The 19,236-nt window shown below is 71.6% G+C and carries 21 protein-coding genes and 2 pseudogenes; 11 read left to right on the top strand and 12 right to left on the bottom strand.

Annotated features, from left to right (window positions below):
* Window positions 1–431, bottom strand: a 431-nt coding sequence (locus tag JNW89_RS07365) for a glycogen debranching enzyme N-terminal domain-containing protein (protein WP_238448276.1), incomplete at its 3' end; no start/stop codon positions are given.
* Between the two features lie 45 nt (window positions 432–476).
* Here JNW89_RS07365 and JNW89_RS07360 point away from each other — a divergent pair.
* The 5 genes from JNW89_RS07360 (at window position 477) to JNW89_RS07340 (ending at window position 6,666) form a co-directional block, all read left to right on the top strand.
* Window positions 477–3,185, top strand: coding sequence for a glucosidase (locus JNW89_RS07360; protein WP_238448275.1), 2,709 nt, complete (start codon window positions 477–479; stop codon window positions 3,183–3,185).
* A gap of 47 nt (window positions 3,186–3,232) precedes the next feature.
* Entirely contained in the window at window positions 3,233–3,874 is a 642-nt protein-coding gene (locus JNW89_RS38005) for a TetR/AcrR family transcriptional regulator (protein WP_238448274.1), read from the top strand.
* Window positions 3,875–3,983: 109 nt separating this feature from the next.
* Window positions 3,984–4,682, top strand: a complete 699-nt coding sequence (locus JNW89_RS07350; protein WP_238448273.1) for an HAD family hydrolase — start codon at window positions 3,984–3,986, stop codon at window positions 4,680–4,682.
* Between the two features lie 27 nt (window positions 4,683–4,709).
* Window positions 4,710–5,594 carry a DUF4184 family protein gene (locus JNW89_RS07345; protein ID WP_238448272.1) on the top strand — a complete coding sequence of 295 codons (885 nt, stop codon included), beginning with the start codon at window positions 4,710–4,712 and terminating at the stop codon, window positions 5,592–5,594.
* A 373-nt stretch (window positions 5,595–5,967) separates the two neighbouring features.
* The gene (locus tag JNW89_RS07340; RefSeq protein WP_238448271.1) at window positions 5,968–6,666 is read left to right on the top strand and encodes a L,D-transpeptidase; all 699 of its coding nucleotides are present in this window, start codon (window positions 5,968–5,970) and stop codon (window positions 6,664–6,666) included.
* Between the two features lie 75 nt (window positions 6,667–6,741).
* On the opposite strand, the gene JNW89_RS07335 is transcribed toward JNW89_RS07340, so the two are convergent.
* From JNW89_RS07335 to JNW89_RS07315, 5 genes and pseudogenes are all read right to left on the bottom strand, one after another.
* The gene (locus JNW89_RS07335; RefSeq protein WP_154936134.1) at window positions 6,742–7,017 is read right to left on the bottom strand and encodes a hypothetical protein; all 276 of its coding nucleotides are present in this window, start codon (window positions 7,015–7,017) and stop codon (window positions 6,742–6,744) included.
* 47 nt (window positions 7,018–7,064) lie between these two features.
* Window positions 7,065–7,496, bottom strand: coding sequence for a hypothetical protein (locus JNW89_RS07330; RefSeq protein WP_238448270.1), 432 nt, complete (start codon window positions 7,494–7,496; stop codon window positions 7,065–7,067).
* A 211-nt stretch (window positions 7,497–7,707) separates the two neighbouring features.
* Window positions 7,708–7,974 carry a VOC family protein gene (locus JNW89_RS38000; RefSeq protein WP_238448269.1) on the bottom strand — a complete coding sequence of 89 codons (267 nt, stop codon included), beginning with the start codon at window positions 7,972–7,974 and terminating at the stop codon, window positions 7,708–7,710.
* Window positions 7,975–8,138: 164 nt separating this feature from the next.
* A pseudogene (locus tag JNW89_RS38590) lies at window positions 8,139–8,243 on the bottom strand (VOC family protein); the annotation flags it as partial.
* Between the two features lie 227 nt (window positions 8,244–8,470).
* Window positions 8,471–9,049, bottom strand: a complete 579-nt coding sequence (locus JNW89_RS07315) for a DsbA family protein (protein WP_238448189.1) — start codon at window positions 9,047–9,049, stop codon at window positions 8,471–8,473.
* A 229-nt stretch (window positions 9,050–9,278) separates the two neighbouring features.
* Here JNW89_RS07315 and JNW89_RS07310 point away from each other — a divergent pair, with 229 nt between their 5' ends.
* The 4 genes from JNW89_RS07310 to JNW89_RS07295 are packed head-to-tail and all read left to right on the top strand — an operon-like array spanning window position 9,279 to window position 13,678.
* Window positions 9,279–10,571, top strand: coding sequence for an ABC transporter substrate-binding protein (locus JNW89_RS07310; protein WP_238448190.1), 1,293 nt, complete (start codon window positions 9,279–9,281; stop codon window positions 10,569–10,571).
* A 58-nt stretch (window positions 10,572–10,629) separates the two neighbouring features.
* A complete protein-coding gene (locus tag JNW89_RS07305) occupies window positions 10,630–11,625 on the top strand; it encodes a carbohydrate ABC transporter permease (protein ID WP_238448191.1) in 996 nt (331 codons plus the stop codon).
* Window position 11,626: 1 nt separating this feature from the next.
* Entirely contained in the window at window positions 11,627–12,460 is an 834-nt protein-coding gene (locus JNW89_RS07300) for a carbohydrate ABC transporter permease (protein WP_154936139.1), read from the top strand.
* A 9-nt stretch (window positions 12,461–12,469) separates the two neighbouring features.
* Window positions 12,470–13,678, top strand: coding sequence for an ABC transporter ATP-binding protein (locus JNW89_RS07295; protein WP_238448192.1), 1,209 nt, complete (start codon window positions 12,470–12,472; stop codon window positions 13,676–13,678).
* 152 nt (window positions 13,679–13,830) lie between these two features.
* Here the strand turns inward: JNW89_RS07295 and JNW89_RS07290 are convergent, their stop codons facing one another.
* From JNW89_RS07290 to JNW89_RS07285, 3 genes and pseudogenes are all read right to left on the bottom strand, one after another.
* On the bottom strand, window positions 13,831–14,508 hold the full coding sequence (locus tag JNW89_RS07290; protein WP_309139957.1) for a winged helix DNA-binding domain-containing protein: 678 nt from the start codon (window positions 14,506–14,508) through the stop codon (window positions 13,831–13,833).
* Window positions 14,509–14,618: 110 nt separating this feature from the next.
* A pseudogene (locus JNW89_RS36560) lies at window positions 14,619–14,813 on the bottom strand (DNA glycosylase AlkZ-like family protein); the annotation flags it as partial.
* Window positions 14,814–15,058: 245 nt separating this feature from the next.
* Window positions 15,059–15,778 (bottom strand): YsnF/AvaK domain-containing protein, encoded by a 720-nt coding sequence (locus JNW89_RS07285; RefSeq protein ID WP_238448267.1) that lies wholly within the window; start codon window positions 15,776–15,778, stop codon window positions 15,059–15,061.
* Window positions 15,779–15,952: 174 nt separating this feature from the next.
* Here JNW89_RS07285 and JNW89_RS07280 point away from each other — a divergent pair, with 174 nt between their 5' ends.
* Window positions 15,953–16,327: a hypothetical protein gene (locus tag JNW89_RS07280; protein ID WP_238448266.1), complete on the top strand. Its 375-nt coding sequence runs from the start codon at window positions 15,953–15,955 to the stop codon at window positions 16,325–16,327.
* Between the two features lie 213 nt (window positions 16,328–16,540).
* Here JNW89_RS07280 and JNW89_RS07275 read toward each other — a convergent pair whose 3' ends face one another.
* Both JNW89_RS07275 and JNW89_RS07270 read right to left on the bottom strand, forming a co-directional pair.
* Window positions 16,541–16,993 carry an alpha/beta fold hydrolase gene (locus JNW89_RS07275; RefSeq protein ID WP_238448265.1) on the bottom strand — a complete coding sequence of 151 codons (453 nt, stop codon included), beginning with the start codon at window positions 16,991–16,993 and terminating at the stop codon, window positions 16,541–16,543.
* A 160-nt stretch (window positions 16,994–17,153) separates the two neighbouring features.
* On the bottom strand, window positions 17,154–18,443 hold the full coding sequence (locus tag JNW89_RS07270) for a transposase (RefSeq protein ID WP_238448264.1): 1,290 nt from the start codon (window positions 18,441–18,443) through the stop codon (window positions 17,154–17,156).
* Window positions 18,444–18,466: 23 nt separating this feature from the next.
* Between JNW89_RS07270 and tnpA the strand changes: the two genes are divergently transcribed.
* Window positions 18,467–18,883: an IS200/IS605 family transposase gene (tnpA, locus tag JNW89_RS07265; protein WP_238448263.1), complete on the top strand. Its 417-nt coding sequence runs from the start codon at window positions 18,467–18,469 to the stop codon at window positions 18,881–18,883.
* Window positions 18,884–18,977: 94 nt separating this feature from the next.
* Here tnpA and JNW89_RS07260 read toward each other — a convergent pair.
* Window positions 18,978–19,236 (bottom strand): transposase (locus tag JNW89_RS07260; protein ID WP_238448262.1); only part of this gene is annotated, 259 nt, incomplete at its 5' end.

Raw genomic sequence — 19,236 nt, 5'->3', positions numbered from 1 at the left:
CCGGACCGGCCGCCGGCGACCAGCCGGTGGCACCACCGCCACGCCGGGCGGCCGTGGGTCATCGCCAGCTCCCGCTCGATCACCACGTCGCCGATCCGCCAGCGCCAGCGCGGCAGCCCGTCTACCAGCTCGAAGCGCTCCAGCAGCTCGAAGCCGCGCGGGTCGACCACGCCCGAGGACCACTCGTGCGCCCCGAGCCGGATCCGCGCCCCGGAGGGCAGGGTCACCGCCGGGTCGAGGCTCACCAGTCCCACGCGGCGGGACGCCGGCGTCTCGCCGGCCACCACCAGCAGGCCGTGGTAGCGCCGGGTGCGCAGCCCGCTCACCGTGCCCATCGCGTACCCGCCCAGGCCGTCGGTGACCAGCCACTCCCGGGTCGCCCCGCCGGCCAGTTCGCCGCAGACCTGCGGACCGAAACCGATCTCGATCAACTACTTTCCTCCTGCGGCCGCGAGGTGTGACGCGCCACGACGACAATGGCCCTTGTGGTGAAGTACCCGGGCGGCGTCGAAGATGTGCACGTGTTCACCGACTCCTCGCCCTCCGACGCACCGTCCCCCGACCCTGAGCGGCTCCGGCTGGCCCAGGCCGACGCCCGGGAGCAGGACTGGCGCGCATGGGGTCCCTATCTGTCCGAGCGGGCGTGGGGGACGGTACGGGAGGACTACAGCGAGCACGGTACGGCGTGGGACTACTTCCCCCACGACCACGCGCGGTCCAGAGCCTACCGGTGGAACGAGGACGGCATGGCGGGCGTCTGCGACGACCGGCAGACCTTCTGCTTCTCCCTCGCGCTCTGGAACGGCGTCGACCCGATCCTCAAGGAGCGGATGTTCGGCCTCGGCGGCGACGGCGGCAACCACGGCGAGGACGTCAAGGAGTACTGGTGGTACGAGGACTCCACGCCCACCCACTCCTGGATGCGCTGGCGCTACCACTACCCGCAGGCCGCCTTCCCGTACGACGAGCTGGTCGCGGTCAACGCGCTGCGCGCGCGGGACGAGACCGAGTACGAGCTGGTCGACACCGGGATCTTCGACGACGACCGGTACTGGGCGGTGACCGTCGACTACGCCAAGGCGTCCCCGACCGACATGTGCATCCTCGTCACGGTCGCCAACCGGGGTGACGAGGCGGCCACCCTGCACGTGCTGCCGCACCTGTTCTTCCGCAACACCTGGGCCTGGGGGCTGCCCGCCGCCGACCGGGTGCCCCGGCTGGTCGGCGAGGGCTCCCGGCTGGTCGGTGAGCACTGGGTGCTGGGCCAGGTCCTGCTGGAGGGCGACGGCGCGCCGACCCCGCTGCTCTGCGACAACGACACCAACGCCGAGCGGCTCTGGGGGCTGCCGGGGCGGTCGCCGTACCCGAAGGACGGCATCAACGACCACGTCGTGACCGGCGCGGCCACGGTCAACCCGGCGCGGGAGGGGACCAAGGGGGCGCTGCACTACGTCCTCGACGTGCCCGCCGGCGGCCAGCGGCAGATCCGGCTGCGGCTGACCCGCACCGCCCCGCCGCCCGGCACCGCCCCGCCGCCCCCGGCGGACCTGCGCGACGGCTTCGACGCGGTGCTGTGGGCCCGTCGGGCCGAGGCCAACCGGTTCTTCGCCGGGGTCATCCCGGCGGCGGCCAGCGCCGACGAGGCCCTGATCGCCCGGCAGGCCATCGCCGGGCTGATGTGGGGCAAGCAGTTCTACCACTTCGACGTCAAGCGGTGGCTGGAGGGCGATCCCGGCTCCGCGCCGCCGCCGGCCGGTCGCCGGCACGGGCGCAACAGCGCCTGGTGGCACATGAACAGCTTCGACGTGATCTCCATGCCCGACCCCTGGGAGTACCCCTGGTACGCCGCCTGGGACCTGGCCTTCCACTGCGTCAGCATCGCCCGGGTCGACCCGGGTTTCGCCAAGGACCAGCTGCTGCTCCTGCTCCGCGAGTGGTACCTGCACCCCAACGGGCAGATCCCGGCGTACGAGTGGGCGTTCGGCGACGTCAACCCGCCGGTGCACGCCTGGGCGGCGCTGAAGGTGTTCGAGATCGACGGCGGGCGCGACCACGAGTTCCTGGCCCGGGTGATGCACAAGCTGCTGCTGAACTTCACCTGGTGGGTCAACCGCAAGGACACCGGCGGCAACAACGTCTTCGAGGGCGGCTTCCTCGGCCTGGACAACGTCGGCCCGTTCGACCGGTCCGCCGCGCTGCCGGTGGCCGGGGTGCTGGAGCAGTCCGACGGCACCGGCTGGATGGCGATGTACGCGCTCAACCTGCTGGACATGGCCATCGTGCTGGCCGAGCACGACCACGCCTACGTCGACACCGCCACCAAGTTCTTCGAGCACTTCGCCTACATCGCGGCGGCCGCGTACTCCCAGGGGCTCTGGGACGACGAGGACGCCTTCTTCTACGACGTGCTCCGGCTGGCCGACGGCAGCCAGGTGCCGCTGCGGGTGCGTTCGGTGGTCGGCCTGCTGCCGCTGGCCGCCACCACCCGGCTCACCGCGCGCACCCTGCAACGCCTGCCCGAGCTGGGCGCCCGGCTGCGCTGGTTCCTCACCCACCGCCCCGAGTACGCCGACGTGATCGGGGCCCGGCGGCTCGGCCCGGACGGCCGCCAGCAGCGGCTGCTTTCCATGGTCGGCCCGGAGCAGGTGGTCCGGCTGCTCGCCCGGATGCTGGACCCCGACGAGTTCCTCTCCGACTACGGCCTGCGCACGCTGAGCCGCGCCCATCTGGACAAGCCCTTCTCGGTGACCCTGGGCGGCCAGGAGTTCGCCGTCGGGTACGAGCCGGCCGAGTCGACCAGCGGCCTGTTCGGCGGCAACTCCAACTGGCGGGGCCCGATCTGGATGCCGACCAACTTCCTGCTGATCAGCGCGCTGCGCGACTACGCGGCGTTCTTCGGCGACGACCTCCAGGTGGAGTACCCGACCCGCTCCGGGCGCAAGTGCACCCTCGACGAGATCGCCGACGACCTGTCGGCCCGGCTGATCTCGCTGTTCACCCGGGACGACTGGGGGCGACGGCCGATCTACGGGGCCGCCCAGCTCTTCCAGACCCACCCCGACTGGCGGGACCTGATCTCCTTCCCGGAGTACTTCCACGGCGACAACGGCGCCGGCCTGGGGGCCTGGCACCAGACCGGGTGGACCGCGCTGGTCGCGGACCTCATCCTCACCCTGCGGCGCTGACCGGCCGAGGGGAGAGTCGCCAATCCGTCAGCGGACGGTGACGGCAGGTGACCGTCGCTAGCATCGACCGGGTGTCGCCCACCGACGGCCCGGACGCCGAGCCGGCCGAGTCGAACGAGCCGGCCGAGCCGGCTGGTTCGGACGAGCCGGCCGAGCCGGCCCGGGTCGTGGCGGCCGCCCGGCAGCTTGCCGAGGCCGAGGGGTGGGCGGCGGTGACCCGCCGCCGGCTGGCCGAGCGGACCGGTCTCGACATCGAGACCCTGTACCGCCGCTTCCCGGATCCGGCCGCGCTGGTGGCCGCCGTGGCCCTGCGCGGCTTCGCCGACCTGGCCGCCGCCCTCGCCGCCGCCCGGGGAACGGCCGGCGACGACGGCGCCTGGCCGGCGGTGGTGACGACGTACCTGGACTTCGCGTACGCCAACCCGGAGGTGTACGACGCCATGCTCGCCCACACGCCGGACCTCACCCTCGGCCGCGACCCGGCGCCCGGCGCGCCTCGCGCCGCCTTCGCCGAACTGTGCGCCGCGCTGACGCCGCTGGCCGCCGGCCGCGACCCCGACACGCTCGCCGAGATCGGCTGGGCCCTCCTGCACGGCACGGTCATGCTCACCCGGGGCGGCCGGCTGCGACCGGAGACCCAGGAGCAGCGGGAGGAGCTGATCGCGGCCGGGCTGTTCGCCGCGCCCTGACCGGGCGGGGTCGACCTCGTGTCGGCGCCACGCGGCGGCGTAACCCGGATGACCGTCGCCGCCGGCGCGCAGTAGCGTGTCCCGGACGCCAGACCCGGGAGGGGGACCGATGGAACAGCGCCGGGACGCGGCGGTGCTCGTCTTCGACGCCGACGACACGCTCTGGGAGAACAACGTCGTCTTCGAGCGGGTGATCGACGACTTCCTGGACTGGCTGGCGCACCCGACGCTGGACCGGGCGCAGATCCGGGCGGTGCTGGACGACATCGAACGCGCCAACGCGGTCGCCCACGGGTACGGCAGCAAGGTCTTCCTGCGCAGCCTCGGCGAGTGCCTGGAGCGGCTGCGCGAGCGGCCCGCCACCGAGCGGGAGCGCCGGGAGATCGACGAGCTGGCCGCCGCGCTCGTCGCTCACCAGGTGGAGCTGATGCCCGGCGTCGCCGACACCCTGGACGCCCTCGCCGGCCGGTACGACCTGCTGCTGCTGACCAAGGGCGACCGGGAGGAGCAGCAGCGCAAGCTCGATGCCTGCGGGCTGCTGCACCACTTCGACGCCGCGCACATCGTGATGGAGAAGGACGTCGACACCTACCGCTGGTTGGCCCGCGAGCACGGCTTCGACCCGGCCCGCGCCTGGATGATCGGCAACTCCCCGAAGTCCGACATCCTGCCGGCCCGGGCCGCGGGCATGAACGCGGTGTTCATCCCGAACGACAACACCTGGGTGCTGGAGCACGACGAGCTCGACCCGGCCGACGAGGGCGTGCTGCGCCTGACGGAGTTCACGGACCTGCTTCGGTACTTCTGAGCGCGCGCGGCCGGTAACGTTCCGTAGGTGCCCCTGACGTTCCCCTCGCACCTGGCGCCGGTGCTGCCGCTCAAGCTGTGGCGACCGCGCTGGTTCGACGGGGTCGCGCTGGCCACCGGTGCGGTGTCGCCGGACGTCGCCTACCTGTTCACCGGCACCGGGATCGAGCTGGGCGGGCACACCCACACCGCGGGCGGGGTGCTCTGGTGGGGCCTGCCCGTCGCGCTGGTCTACGCCTGGATCGTCCGCCGCACGGTGGCCGGGATCGCGGTGCACCTGCCCCTCGACCGGCTCTTCGCCTGGCGGGACCACGCCGCCCTCGGCGCGGTCCGGCACCCCTGGCAGGTCACGGTCTGCTCGGCGCTGATCGGCGCGGCCAGTCACGTGCTCTGGGACCGGGCCACGCACACCGAGCGCTGGCTGCGCCTGGTCGGGATCGAGGACTTCCACGCGCACACCGGCATGTACTGGTGGTTCTTCTCGGACCTGGTCAGCACCGCCGTCGGCGGCGTCGTGGTGGTCGCCCTGGCGTTGCGGACGGCCCGCCGGGGTGAGATCTTCCAAGGGGTACGACCGCCTCCGCCGCCGGCGCGGCCCGCCGTCTTCTGGGGAGTGGCCCTGCCGGTCACCGCCGCCGGGGCGACGGTGCTGCCGCTGCTGCCCGCCGCCACCGTGGCCGCTCCCGCCGGGGTGCGACTGCTGCACCTGGCGGCCCTCGCGCTCATCGCCGGCGCGCCGCGGCGGGAGCGCTTTCCGTCGCCCGGACGTCCCCTGGCCGGACGGGACGCTCTGAGGAGAAACAGCGTCAACCCGGGTAGCTGCGTTACGCGGACATGCCGCATTTCAGGATTGGTATCAATCACATTCGGCGGAGCCCCGGAATGCTTGTCCGAACGGGGGTCGGCTGCCTAACCTGGGCCCGCGTTCACGGCTCTTCGGGGTGAGTCGGGAACGCACCGAAGTCCGGTAGTTGGGCACCGTGGAGCTGAGTGCAGGCGGGCCGGCTCGCCGTGCTGAGCCCGGCGTGGGCGGCGTGCCACGCCCGCCGTGCTCGCATAGGCGATTCCGCTACCACACCGGACGGCTGGTGGTCAGGGCCGGGGAGTTGCGGACCCGGTCCTGACCCGCCACCAGAACTGTTTAGGCGCCGCTCCCTCTTCTCCACCGGAAAGTGAAAGCGTCGGCCGCGTCCTGCGCGTTACACCGACTCGCCGAAATTGCCGGACGAGATCCGTCACCATTTCCGGGACCCCGGAAAGGTGGCCGGGATGCGATCATCTGGCGAATGGAACCGACACCAGTCGCCAGCCCCGTCGGGACGACGACGGGCCGGGGGAAGCCGATCCCGCCGCCCAACCGGGCTTCCCGGTTGACCACCCTGCCCGCCGCGACCACCCAGGTCGTCGTCGTGACCGGTGACAGCTACAGCACCACCTACGCCACCCTGGAGACCTTCCACAAGGTCGGCGGCCACTGGGTGGCGGTCTCGGCGCCGCTGCCCGCCCGGATCGGCTCGAAGGGCTTCAGCGACGACCACCAGGAGGGCGTGCCGACCACCCCCACCGGGGTCTACTCGTTCGGCCCGACCATGTACGGCATCGGCGCCAACCCCGGCGTGCGTTACCCCTACCACCAGGTGGTGCAGTACGACTGGTGGAACGAGAACCCGGACTCCCCGGGGTACAACACGTTCCAGCACACCACCACCAACCCGGGTGGTTGGAGCGAGGCGCTGTGGACGGAGAAGCCGGCGTACACCCACTTCGCGGTGATCACGTACAACATGTCGCCGAACGTGGCCGCGCCCGTTCCCATGAAGGGCAGCGGGATCTTCCTGCACGAGTTCAGCACCTCCGGCGGCAACGCCACCGCGGGCTGCGTGAGCATGTCCCACGCCAACCTGGTCTCGGTGCTGACGTGGCTCGACCCGGCCCGCTCGCCGCGCATCGTCATCAGCCCGGCGCAGAACCTCGGCCACTATTAGCCGGGGATGCCGGCGCCACGGACGCAGACCGACCGCGCCGGCCCCGAGGGTCGGCGCGGTCGGCGTACGCCTGGGTCAGGAGACCTCGCTGCGGACGATCGCCACCGCCACCCGGCAGAACTCGTCCATGTCCGGGTTGAACCCGGCCGCGATGTCCGGGTGCAGCCCGGCGCGGGTCTCGTCGAGCAGCCGCTGGCAGACCTGCTCGACCGGCTCGCCCGCGTAGCTGGCCCGGACCCGTTCGGTGGCCGCCTGCAGGGCCGAGGTCAGCTGATCCTCCAGCGGGCCGCGCAGCTTCTGCTGCACAGGGTCGAGCCCGCTCGGATCGAGCGTGACATGTGGCTCCGACATCGGCGCTCCCTTCGTCGGCGTCCGCGGTACCCCACCGCGGTCGTCGGTCAAACCCCGGCCGGTACGGCGGCCACCCGGACCTGGTACGAGAAGTCCTCCGCGGGCTCCTCCGCGTACGACAGCCGCCGGATCTGCCGGTCGTGGTCGTAGAGCGCGACGTCGACCAGGACGCCGAGATGGGCCAGCCCGATGTTGGCGACCCGCTTCTTGTCCTGGAGCACCGCGCACACCCCGCCGAGCAGGGTGCTGGCGTCCGAGGTGCGGTGCCCCGGCGGGCAGCGCAGGATCAGGTCGACCTCGACGGGCCCGGCCAGCGGCGTCCAGCCGGTGCGCTGGGCCGCGGCGCAGGCCGCCTGGAGCAGGGCGCGGACCCTCGTCGCCTGCCGGTGTCCGGCGGCGAAGATGGACAGCGCCTCGGTCTTGACCGGTGGCAGGCCGCTCACCTCGAACGTCAGGGCGAGAGCGCGGGTGTCCTGCACGACGGCACCTCCTCGTGGGGACGATCCTGCCCAACCGGTGGACCGGCGGAGGGAAGTTCGCGCGAGAACCAACCGATCGGGCGGGCTGGGGTCGGCCGGAGGCGTATCGACTTCGACGGCGACGCGCTGGCTGGTGAAGCTCACCTGACGCTAGTCGACCCGGCGGGCGCGGGGTAGCCCCACCGCGCCCACCTGCTGGGAACCCCGAAGGTCAGGCCGGCCGGCGCGGAGCGAAGGCGCAGAACTCGTTGCCCTCCGGGTCGGCGAGCACCCACCAGCCGACCGTCTCGTCGGGCTCGCGCAGCAGCATCGCCCCGGCGGCGATCAGCGCGGTGGCGTCCGGGCCGGTCAGGTCGACGTCCCAGTGCACCCGGTTCTTGACCCGCTTGCGCTCCGGCACCGGGTCGAAGACCCAGTAGTCCCAGGGAAAGCCGGCCGCGCCGACCACCGAGGCGTGACCCTCCGCCGTGGTCTGCACCCGACCGCCCACCACGCCCGCCCACCAGGTGGCCTGGGCGGTCGGTCGGCGCTGTCCACCACCAGCTCGAACGGCCCGGGCCGCCTGCCCCCGCGCGGCGCGAACGCGCAGAACTGGTTGCCCTCCGGGTCGGCGAGCACCCACCAGCTGATCTCGGCGTCGGGCTCCCGCACCAGCCGGGCGCCCGCGGCCCGCAGCGCCGCCGGGTCGGCGTCGGCCAGTCGCAGGTCCAGGTGGACCCGGGTCTTGCCGGTACGCGGCTCGGGCACCCGGTTGACCCAGATCGACTCCGGCCCGGCCCCCGCCCGGCCGCGGGTCGACCCGGAAGTCGCCGTCGCCGGTGTCGAGCACCTCGCCACCGAGGATCCGGGCCCAGAACCCGGCCAGCGAGCGGGGGTCCGCGGCGTCCATGCAGAGATCCTTGAAGCGCGCGATCATCCGGTCATCATGCCCGCCGGGCCCGACAACGCGCCGCCCCGCCGCCGGCCGGGGCAGGTCAGCGGCGGCCGCGCTTGACCTCGTGGAAGGCCGGGATCCGCAGCAGCGGCAGCAGCGAGTCCCAGATGGTCAGCGCGTCGTCGAGCTCGGGCACCTCGGTCAGGATCGGCCCGTGGATGCCGCGCTCGGCGCCCGGCACCATCAGCACCGGCGCGCCGACGTCCGGGCCCGCCGAGGCGTACGCCAGGGCGTGCGACTCGCGTACCGCCTGGTCCCAGCGCTCGTCGTCGAGGGCCGGCGCCGCCTCGCCCAGCCCGGCCGCGTCGACGGCCGTGGTCACGATCGACGCGGCGAGCGGGGTGCCCGCGTCGTGGCTGCGCGCGCCGAGCTCGGTGTAGAAGCGGGCGACGTCCTCGGGACGGCCCTGGGCGCGCAGCGCCTCCACCAGCCGCAGCGCCCGGCTCGACGCGGTCAGCGCGTCGGCGAACTGCGGCGGGACGTTGCCCTCGTTGAGGATCGCCAGGCTGAACGCCCGCCATTCGACGCTGAGCCCCCGGGCCTCGGCGACCCGCACCAGCCAGCGCGAGGCGCGCCAGGTCCACGGGCAGGCGGGGTCGAAGAAGAAGGTCGCATCCATCGGCCGAGCCTACGGCGGGGCCGATCGATCCGCACCGCGGTGATCTACCACACCCGCGCCCCGGACAATGCGCATCGTCACGCTGAGGTTTCGCGGTGTCGCGGGTCGGGCACTGTGGGCGCACGAAACGCCCGGACTTGGCGCGATTCCGCCCACCGCCCGGGCCGTCTCGCCGTGCGCCGGGGCACGGGCCTTCCCCCGGTCTCTCGCCGAGGAAAGGGGGAGGGCGATGACGACAGACCCCGAAGCGATCCGACATCGGCGCCGTCCGGGCGTCCGGCTCGGGGCGGCGGCCGCCGCGCTGGCGCTGGTCGCGCCACTGGCGGCGTGCGGCTCCGATGGCGCAAGCGGCGGTACGCCCACGATCAACCTGTACTACCCGCCGGAGCAGAACCTCCAGAAGGTGGTCGACGACTGCAACGCCCAGGCACAGGGGCGTTACCGGATCGCCTACCGGGTGCTGCCACGGCAGGCCGACGACCAGCGGGTGCAGATGGTCCGTCGGCTGGCCGCGCACGACACCGGGATGGACGTGCTCGGCCTCGACGTCACCTGGACCCAGGAGTTCGCCAGCGCCGACTGGATCCGCGAGTGGACCGGCCAGGACAAGACCGAGGTGGAGCAGGGCACGCTGACCGGCCCGCTGGAGACCGCCCGGTACGAGGGCAAGCTCTACGCCGCCCCGAAGAACACCAACGTGCAGCTGCTCTGGTACCGCAGTGACCTGGTGCCGCAGGCCCCGACCAGCTGGGACGACATGATCAAGGCAGCCCAGGACCTCAAGGGACAGGGCAAGCCGTACCAGGTGCTCACCATGGGCGCCCAGTACGAGGGACTGGTCGTCCTCTACAACACCCTGGCCGAGAGCGCCGGCGGGAAGATCATCAGCGACGACGGCAAGCAGGCCGTGATGGACGACGGGACGGTCAAGGCGCTGGACCAGCTCAAGCGGTTCGCCACGTCGGGCGTGGCCTCACCGTCGTTCAGCAACGCCACCGAGGACCCGGTACGGCTGGAGTTCCAGGCCGGCGGCGGCGCCTTCCAGGTCAACTGGCCCTTCGTCTACCCGGCGTTGCAGGAGGCGGACCCGGAGCTGGCCAAGAAGGTCAAGTGGGCCCGGGTGCCGGGCATCGACGCGAACACCCCGAGCAAGGTCACCATCGGCGGGGTGAACATGGCGGTCAGCGCCTACTCGAAGCACCCGACGGAGTCCTTCGAGGCGGCCAGGTGCATCCGCAACGAGAAGAACCAGAAGTTCTCCGCCATCAACGACGGCGTGCCGCCGACCATCGAGAAGGTCTACGACGACCCGGAGATGGCCGAGGCGTACCCGATGAAGGAGACGATCCTCGACGAGCTCAAGGAGCCGGCGGTCCGACCGCTGACCCCGGCGTACCAGAGCATCTCCACGGTGATGTCGGCGATCCTGTCGCCGCCGTCGGCGATCCAGCCGGACCGGACGGCCGACGAGTTGCGCGACGCGATCTCCGACGCCCTCCAGTCCAAGGGGGTCCTGCCGTGACCGAGCGAACCCAGCGCCGCCGGCCGACCGGTGGCGGCGACCGTCCGGAGGTGACGGCATGAGCATCAACGCCACTCCCACCGGGGCGGAGGTCGCGGCCGAGGCCGAGCGGACCACCGGCCGGCACGCGGCGGTGCCCGCCCAGCGGGCCGGCCGCCGGGCGAAGACCCCGCTGAGCGAGAACAAGAAGGCCGAGCGCCGGCTGGGCTGGCTGCTATGCGCCCCGGCCGCGCTGGTCATGCTGCTGGTGACCGCCTACCCGATCATCTACTCGGTCTGGCTGTCGCTGCAGCGCTTCGACCTGCGCTTCCCCGACCAGCGCGAGTTCATCGGGCTGGAGAACTACGTCACCGTGCTGACCAACGAGTTCTGGTGGACCGCGTTCGGCGTCACCATGCTGATCACGGTGGTCACCGTCGCGGTCGAGCTGGTGCTCGGCATGGGGCTGGCGCTGATCATGCACCGGACGCTGGTCGGCCGGGGCATCGTCCGCACCGCGGCGCTGATCCCGTACGGCATTGTCACGGTGGTGGCCGCCTTCTCCTGGCGGTACGCCTGGACGCCCGGCACCGGCTACCTGGCCAACCTCTTCGACGGCAGCGCGCCGCTGACCGAGCGGGCCAGCTCGCTGGCGATCATCATGCTGGCCGAGATCTGGAAGACCACCCCGTTCATGGCCCTGCTGCTGATGGCCGGGCTGGCGCTGGTCCCGGAGGACCTGCTCAAGGCCGCCTCCACCGACGGAGCGACCGCCTGGCAGCGGTTCACCAAGGTGATGCTGCCGGTGATGAAGCCGGCGATCCTGGTCGCGCTGCTGTTCCGCACCCTGGACGCGTTCCGGGTCTTCGACAACATCTTCGTGCTGACGGCGGGCGGCAACGAGACCTCCTCGGTGTCGATGCTCGCCTACAACAACCTGATCCGGGGCCTCAACCTCGGCATCGGTTCGACGATGTCGGTGCTGATCTTCCTCACCGTGGCGATCATCGCCTTCGTCTTCGTGAAGCTGTTCGGTACCGCTGCCCCGGGCAGCGACGACGGGGAGAGGCGCTGACATGGCTGAAACCACCACCCGGGCGAAGCTGCGCTGGGGTCTGCTGGACGTCATCGTCGTCGTCTTCGCGCTGATCCCGGTGCTCTGGATCGCCTCGCTGTCGTTCAAGACCCCGGCCACCCTCACCGACGGGAAGTTCATCCCTCGCGAGTGGACGCTGGACAACTATCGGACGATTTTCGACACCGACCAGTTCGTCCGGGCGCTGGTCAACTCGATCGGCATCGCGCTGATCGCCACGCTGGTCGCGGTGGTGCTCGGGGCGATGGCCGCGTACGCGATCTCGCGGCTGGACTTCCCCGGCAAGAAGCTGCTGGTCGGCGTCTCCCTGCTGATCGCGATGTTCCCGCAGGTGTCGCTGGTGTCGCCGCTGTTCGAGATCGAGCGGCAGCTCGGCCTCTTCGACACCTGGCCGGGCCTGATCCTGCCGTACATCACCTTCGCGCTGCCGCTGGCGATCTACACCCTGTCGGCGTTCTTCAAGCAGATCCCGTGGGACCTGGAGAAGGCGGCGAAGATGGACGGCGCCACCCAGGGCCAGGCGTTCCGGCGGGTGATCGCCCCGCTGGCCGCGCCCGGCCTGTTCACCACGGCGATCCTGGTCTTCATCTTCTGCTGGAACGACTTCCTCTTCGCGATCACGCTCACCTCCACCGAGCGGGCCCGCACGGTGCCGGTGGCGCTGTCGTTCTTCACCGGCGAGTCGCAGTTCGAGGATCCCACCGGGGCGATCTGTGCCGCCGCCGTGGTGATCACCATTCCGATCATCCTGTTCGTGCTCTTCTTCCAGCGCCGCATCGTCTCCGGACTGACCTCCGGCGCAGTCAAGGGATAGGTGGTAGTCGTGGCTGACATCGTGCTCGACAAGGTGAGCAAGCGGTTCCCGGACGGGACCGTGGCGGTGCAGGACGTCGATCTGGAGATCGCCGACGGCGAGTTCGTCATCCTGGTCGGCCCCTCCGGCTGCGGGAAGTCCACCACCCTCAACATGATCGCCGGGTTGGAGGACATCAGCTCCGGCGAGCTGCGCATCGCCGGGCAGCGGGTGAACGACAAGGCGCCCCGGGACCGGGACATCGCGATGGTGTTCCAGTCGTACGCGCTCTACCCGAACATGACCGTCCGGGAGAACATGGCCTTCCCGCTGCGGCTGCAGAAGCTGGACAAGGAGACCATCAACCAGAAGGTGGACGAGGCGGCCAAGGTCCTGGAGCTGACCGCGCTGCTGGACCGCAAGCCGGCCAACCTCTCCGGCGGCCAGCGCCAGCGGGTGGCGATGGGTCGGGCCATCGTCCGCCAGCCCAAGGCGTTTCTGATGGACGAGCCGCTGTCGAACCTGGACGCCAAGCTGCGGGTGCAGATGCGTACCGTGGTGTCCCGGCTGCAGAAGCAGCTCGGCACCACCACCGTCTACGTCACCCACGACCAGACCGAGGCGATGACCCTCGGCGACCGGGTGGTGATCATGCGGGGTGGCGCGGTGCAGCAGGTCGGCCCGCCGCAGGAGCTCTACGACCACCCCCGCAACCTCTTCGTCGCCGGTTTCATCGGCTCCCCGTCGATGAACTTCCTGCACGCGGCGGTCTCCGACGGCACCCTGCGGACGGCGCTCGGCGACGTGCCGATCGGCGACCGGGTCCGCCGGCAGCTCGAAGGGGCCGACGCTCCCCGCGAGCTGATCCTCGGCATCCGTCCCGAGCACTTCGAGGACGCCGAGCTGGTCGACGACGAGACCCGCCGCCGGGGCATGGAGTTCGAGGCGCCGGTGGACATCGTCGAGTCGATGGGCTCGGACAAGTACGTCTACTTCACGGTCGAGGGGGAGCGGGCCAGCGCCGCCGAGCTGGAGGAGCTGGCCGCCGACGCCGGCGCCGCCGACTTCACCGGCACCGGGGCCAGCCTGGTCACCCGCTTGTCGGCTGAGTCCCCGGTGAGGGAGGGCACGAGCCGCCGGGTCTGGTTCAACCTGGAGAAGATCCACCTGTTCGACCCGTCGAGCGGGCGCAACCTGACCCTGCACGAGGGTCGGGCCGCGGGCGCGCTGGCCGACTGACGGTCGTCGCCGAGGGGCCGGTGGGTGTGTGTGGCACCCCGGCCCCTCTCGCGGCGAGTCAGGAGGCGGTCCGTGGCGGGTCGCTCGGCGTCACGCGGCCGGAGGCCAGCCCGGTTACCGATCGTGACGAGGCGCGTCGCGCGGAGCCGCGGTCACCGGGAGTGATGAAGGGGCAGGCCGAGGAAGTCGGCGTACCGGGCCAGGGCCGCCTCGACCCGGCCGCGCATCGAGTCGTCGAACGGGGTCAGTTGCCGCACGGTCACGGTGACCCGGGCCCGGGCGATGGTGCGCTTCCAGGTGCCGACCACCCGCCCGGCGCGCACGATCGTGGACTGGAAGACGCCGTTGCCGCCGGGGACCACTGCCTGCCGGTGCGCCGGGTCGAGCATCAGCGTGCGGTCCTTGTAGCCGAGCAGGTACTCGTCGAACCCGGGCAGCGCCAGCACGTCGTCGCGCGGGGTGCGGGGCGCGTCGAGCAGCGCCGCGTCGAGCACGGCCGGCACCCCGTCCACCTCCACCGTGGCCAGGTCGTCGCCGGCCACCGCGATGCCCCGCCGGGCGTCCGCCTGGGTCAGCCCCGTCCAGCCGGCGAAGTCCTGCCGGGTGGTCGGCCCGTGGGACCGGAAGTACCGCAGCGCCAGCAGGCCGAGCGCCTCGTCGCGCTCGGGGCGGCGCGGCTCGGGCGCCCACTCGTCGAGCAGGGCGAAAGTCTGCTCGTCCCGACGTGCGGGGCGATGCAGGTGACGCCGCGCTGGCTGGCGTACCAGAGCAGGTGGTAGCCGCGCTGGCCGGCCGGGTCGATGCCGGCGGCGGCCAGGGCGGCCAGACACTCGGCGCGGGTGAGCCGGCCGCCGCCGGCCAGCACGGCTCCGAGCACGTCGGCCGCCCGGTCGGCGTCGGCCTCGGTGAGGCCGAGCGTGGTCCGGCGGCCGCCGCGCCGCTCAGCGCCCGCACCGCCGGTCACCTCGAGCATCCAGCGGGCGTCCCGCGGGGGTACGAGGTGCACGGTGCCCCGCATCGGCCAGGTCCGCAAGGCCTCCCGGCGTTCCAGCGCCGCCCGCACGTCCGCCACGGTCCACCCGGGCAGCCGGGTGCCCAGTGACCAGAGGCCGCTCGCCGCGTCCTGCGCCTGCATCGCGCCGAACCACTCGACCACGCCGGCGACGTCCTGCGGCCGGCCGCGCGGGTGCTTCCGCAACAGCAGGCTGGTCATCCGCAACGCCAACGCCTCGCCGCCGGTCAACCGCACAGTGCCGCCCTTCGCCCGGGAACGACGGTCAGCCTAGGCGGCGGCCCCGACACCGATCCGGACACGCTGCCGGGCGGCGGGCCGTGGCCCACCCGCCCGACGTCCACGATCACCGACCGTGGCGGTCGCGGTCAGCGCCGCCGGCGTGCCGGCTCCGGCACGTCCGCGTCGACCCGCTCGCGGCGGACCTGCGCGTCGATCGGCTCATCCTCGACGATCTCGTCCTTGGTGAGCCGAACCCGCTCGACCGGCACCTGGTCCTTGGCGACCACCGGCCGCTCGGCGCGCAGCTCCATCTCACGCTGCTCGTCGCGGATGTCCGGCCGGACGTCGCCGCGGTTCGCCGCGGTGATCGGCTCGCGCACCACCCGTACCTCGTCGTGCTCGACCGGCACGGTGGTGTGCACGTCCTCGCTCACCACGTGCTTGCTCAGCCGGGCCTTGCCCGCCGGCTCGCTCTGGGTGCCGACCCGCAGCCGCTCCTCGGACCGGGTCATCTCCGGCGCACCGGGCCGCCGCTGCGGCTGCTCCTGCTGCTGGAGCTGGTAGTGCCGGTAGAGCTGGGCGAGCTGGTCCGAGCCGAGCGGCGCCTCGGTGCCGGACTCGACGGCGGGCGCGCTGCGCACGGTCGCCTTGTCGTACGGCACCCGCAGGCGACCCTCGGCCATCCCGGCCCCGGCCAGCGGCGCCATGGACTCGTGGTGGCCCATCACGCCGGTCTTGACACTGACCCAAGTGGGCTCGCCGGCGGCGTCGGCCCAGACCTGGCCCACACTGCCGATCTTGGCGCCCGAGCGGTCCTGGACGTGCTGCCCGTACAGCGAGCGGACCTGCTGTTCGGTGAGTCGCATCGTTCGTCCTTCCTCTCGTGGGTCACGACCTGGCTACCCGGCCCGTTCGGAGCACATTCGTCGGGACGGCCGTGGATAGCAGCAGCGAGAGGACAGGTCCCGGAGGGGACGCATAAGTGTCGGGACATCGGGGATGCGCCGTCCGGGACCGTAGCGAAGAATGCGAGGTATGAGATGACTGCAGCCAGTGAGCCCGCCCCGCGCGCCCGCCCCGCCGGAGGTACGCCGGCCAAGACCAGTGCCGCCGCCACCTTTGCCCTGGTGTTCGGGGTGGCGGCGCTGTTCAGCGTCCTGACCGCCATCCTCGCCTGGATCGGTCTGCTGCTCGGGATCATCGGGGTGATCCTGGGGATCGTCGGGCTGAAGATGAGCCGCCGCCCGGGGGTGACCGGGCGGGGGGTGGCGATCGGTGGGCTGGTGCTCAGCGTGCTGGCGGTGCTGCTGGGGTTGGCCCTCGCGGCCGGGATCAGCACCTTCGTCAACGACAAGGGTGCGGTGGACCGCCTCCAGCAACAGGTCGACGACCTGCGCGACCGACTCGACGACTGAGCCGGACGCGGGCCGCCGACCCGGTGGCGGAGCCCTCGGCTGACCCGGGCCCTGATCGCGCTACGCCCGCATACGCGGGCGGAGCGCGATCCCCCGTTCAGGTCCACTGTGCTTCGCGGTGTCCCGGGCCGCCGGCACCCGTGCGCCCAGGATCCCGGTCGACGACGGCGACGGGCACCGCCCCGCGGGGAACTTGCGCAAATCTTGAGTCGGCTACCTCCCGGCAGCGGGCGGGTGGACCCGGCCGAGGAAGTCGCGCATCAGGGACACCACCTCGTCGAGGTGGGTCTCCAGCAGCCAGTGGCCGCCGTCGAGCAGGTGCAGCTCCGCGTCCGGCAGGTCGCGCAGGTACGCGCGGGCGGCCCCCTCGGGCATGTACCCGTCGTGCGGCCCCCAGACGATCAGCGTGGCTGGCTGGTGCTCCCGCAGGTACGCCTGCTGACGCGGGAACCAGTCGACGGTGTTCCGCTGGTCGGCGAGCAGGTGCACGAGGTGGTCGGGGCCCGGCGGCCGGCCCACCTGCGCCCAGGAGAGCGTCCACAGGTCGGGGCTGATCCGGTCGACGATCTCGCCGGGCACCTCGCCCAGGAACTCGGCGCGGAACCCGCTCTCCGAGACGTGTTCGGCCACCTCGGCCAGCGCCCGCGGGCTGGGGTCGGCCCACATCTTCTTCAGCGGCGCGTACTTCGGCCCGTGCTGGTCCTCGTAGATGTCGCCGCTCTGGATGACCAGTGCCGTGACCCGTTCCGCGCCGCATCGGCCCGGGTGTAGCCGAAGGCCGCCAGGTCGGGGGCGAGCAGCCGCCAGAGGTCGCCGAGCGCCGGCATCAGGTTGCGGAACTGAACTTTTTGGAACGACGAGGACGGTTGACGATCTCTTCGCCCTGAAGGACGGAGGTTCCCTCCACGCTGCGCGTGGAACACGCGGCGTCCGGGCGGATTCCTGCTTCCCGGCGCGGTGCCGGCACGGGTGCCGGTCTTACCTGCGCTCCACAGGCGTTTAGGCTCTCGGCGCGTCCCGCCGCGAGCACGTTGATGGCCGCGTTGACGTCTCGGTCGTGGGTCGCCCCGCAGGGGCAGGTCCACGACCGGAGGTGGAGTGGCATCTTGTCGTTGATCCGTCCGCAGCCCGAGCACATCCGGGTGGAGGGGAAGAACCGGTCGACCCGGGCGAAAGTACGCCCGTGTCGGGTGGCCTTGTACGCCAGCATCCCGACGAACTGCGACCAGCCGGCGTCGTGCACGGACTTGGCCAGCCGCGTCCGGCCGAGACCGGCCACGCACAGGTCCTCGACGTACACCGCTTGGTTGTCGCGGATGATCCGGGTCGAGAGCTTGTGCTGCCAGTCCCGCCGAGTGTCGGCCACCCTGGCGTGCGCCCTGGCGACCTTCACGACGGCCTTCTTGCGGTTGTTGCTGCCCCGCTGCTTGCGGGACAGGTCCTGCTGCAACCGCTTGAGCTTGCGGGCGGCCCGGCGCAGGAACTTCGGGGCGGTGACCTTCGTGCCGTCGGACAGGACCGCGAAGTGGGTCAACCCTAGGTCGATGCCCACCTCGGTGCCGGCAGGGGGCAGCGGCTGGTCGGGGGTGGTCACGACGAAGGAGGCGAAGTACCGCCGGGCGGCGTCCTTGATGATCGTGACCGAGGTGGCGTCCGCCGGCAGCGCCCGCGACCACCGCACCGCCAGGTCGCCGATCTTCGGCAGCCGCAACCGGCCGTTGTCCAGGACCTTGAACCGGGCGTTGGCGGTGAATCGGATCCCCTGCCGGTTGTCCTTGCGGGAACGACACCGCGGCGGGGCGAGCTTGCCACCCTTGCGCGCACCGGTGATCGAGGCGAAGAAGTTGCGGTAGGCCATGTTGAGATCCGCGAGGGCCTGCTGAAGCACGACCGCGGACACCTCGCCCAGCCAGGCGCGGGCCTCGGTCTTCTTCGCCTGGGTGATCAGCCGCTTGGACAGGTCCCCGTCGGAGACGTACGGCAGCCCTTGCTTCCGGGCTTCCTGCCGTGCGCGCAGCCCGTCGTTGAACACCACCCGCGCACACCCGAACGCCCGGGCCAGCGCTTCCTGCTGGCCGGGCGTCGGGTAGACGCGGAAGTTGTACCGAAGCTGCACATTGGACAATCTAGCATTGGCCTATGAGCGATATCGATGGAATCCGGGCAGGCAGATACTGTGTGTTCGCCCTGCATGCCCACTTGGTCTTCGTGACCAAGTTCCGCCACAAGGTGTTCAGCGACCGGCACCTGACGCGGATGGAGGAGATCATGCGGGCGGTGTGCACCGACTTCGACACCGACCTGATCGAGTTCAACGGCGGGGACAATCACGTTCACCTGCTGGTGAACTTCCCACCCAAGGTCGCCCTGTCGAAGCTGGTCAACAGCCTCAAGGGAGTGTCATCACGCCGAATGCGGCAGGAGTTCCCCGACCTGGTGCGCCACTACTACCAGGCCAACAGGCTGTGGTCAGCCTCATACTTCGCCGGCTCGGTCGGCGGCGCACCCCTGACCATCCTGCGTCAGTACATCGAGCAGCAGAACCGGCCAGGCTAGAGCACACTCGGGCCTAGACAGCCCTCCCGCGGGCCTGCACCCCCACCCTGAAGGACTCCGTTGGTGTATGACCAACAAGGGTGTTTCAGCTGAACTACGCCGCAAGCAGGGTGAGATGGCTGGTTCTGGTCGGGCCAAGTGGTGTGTCAGTTAGCCATGCGTCGATGCGGAGGAGATTGACCGCGGTGGCGGCGAAGACGTGGCCGAGGTGGGTCTTGACGGTGCCGGTGTAGCGGCTGCGGCGGATGCCAGTGTGTCGTACCGCTTGAGAGATCGTGGCTTCGACGCCGGCCCGGGTGTGGTAGCGCTGCTGCCACCTTTCGGTGGTCTGTTCCTGGCGTCTGGTTTGCAGG

This window comes from Micromonospora sp. 4G55 (genome assembly GCF_016803375.1).
The sequence above is the reverse complement of the archived record's forward strand: the minus strand, read 5'-3'. Positions and strand labels throughout refer to the sequence as shown.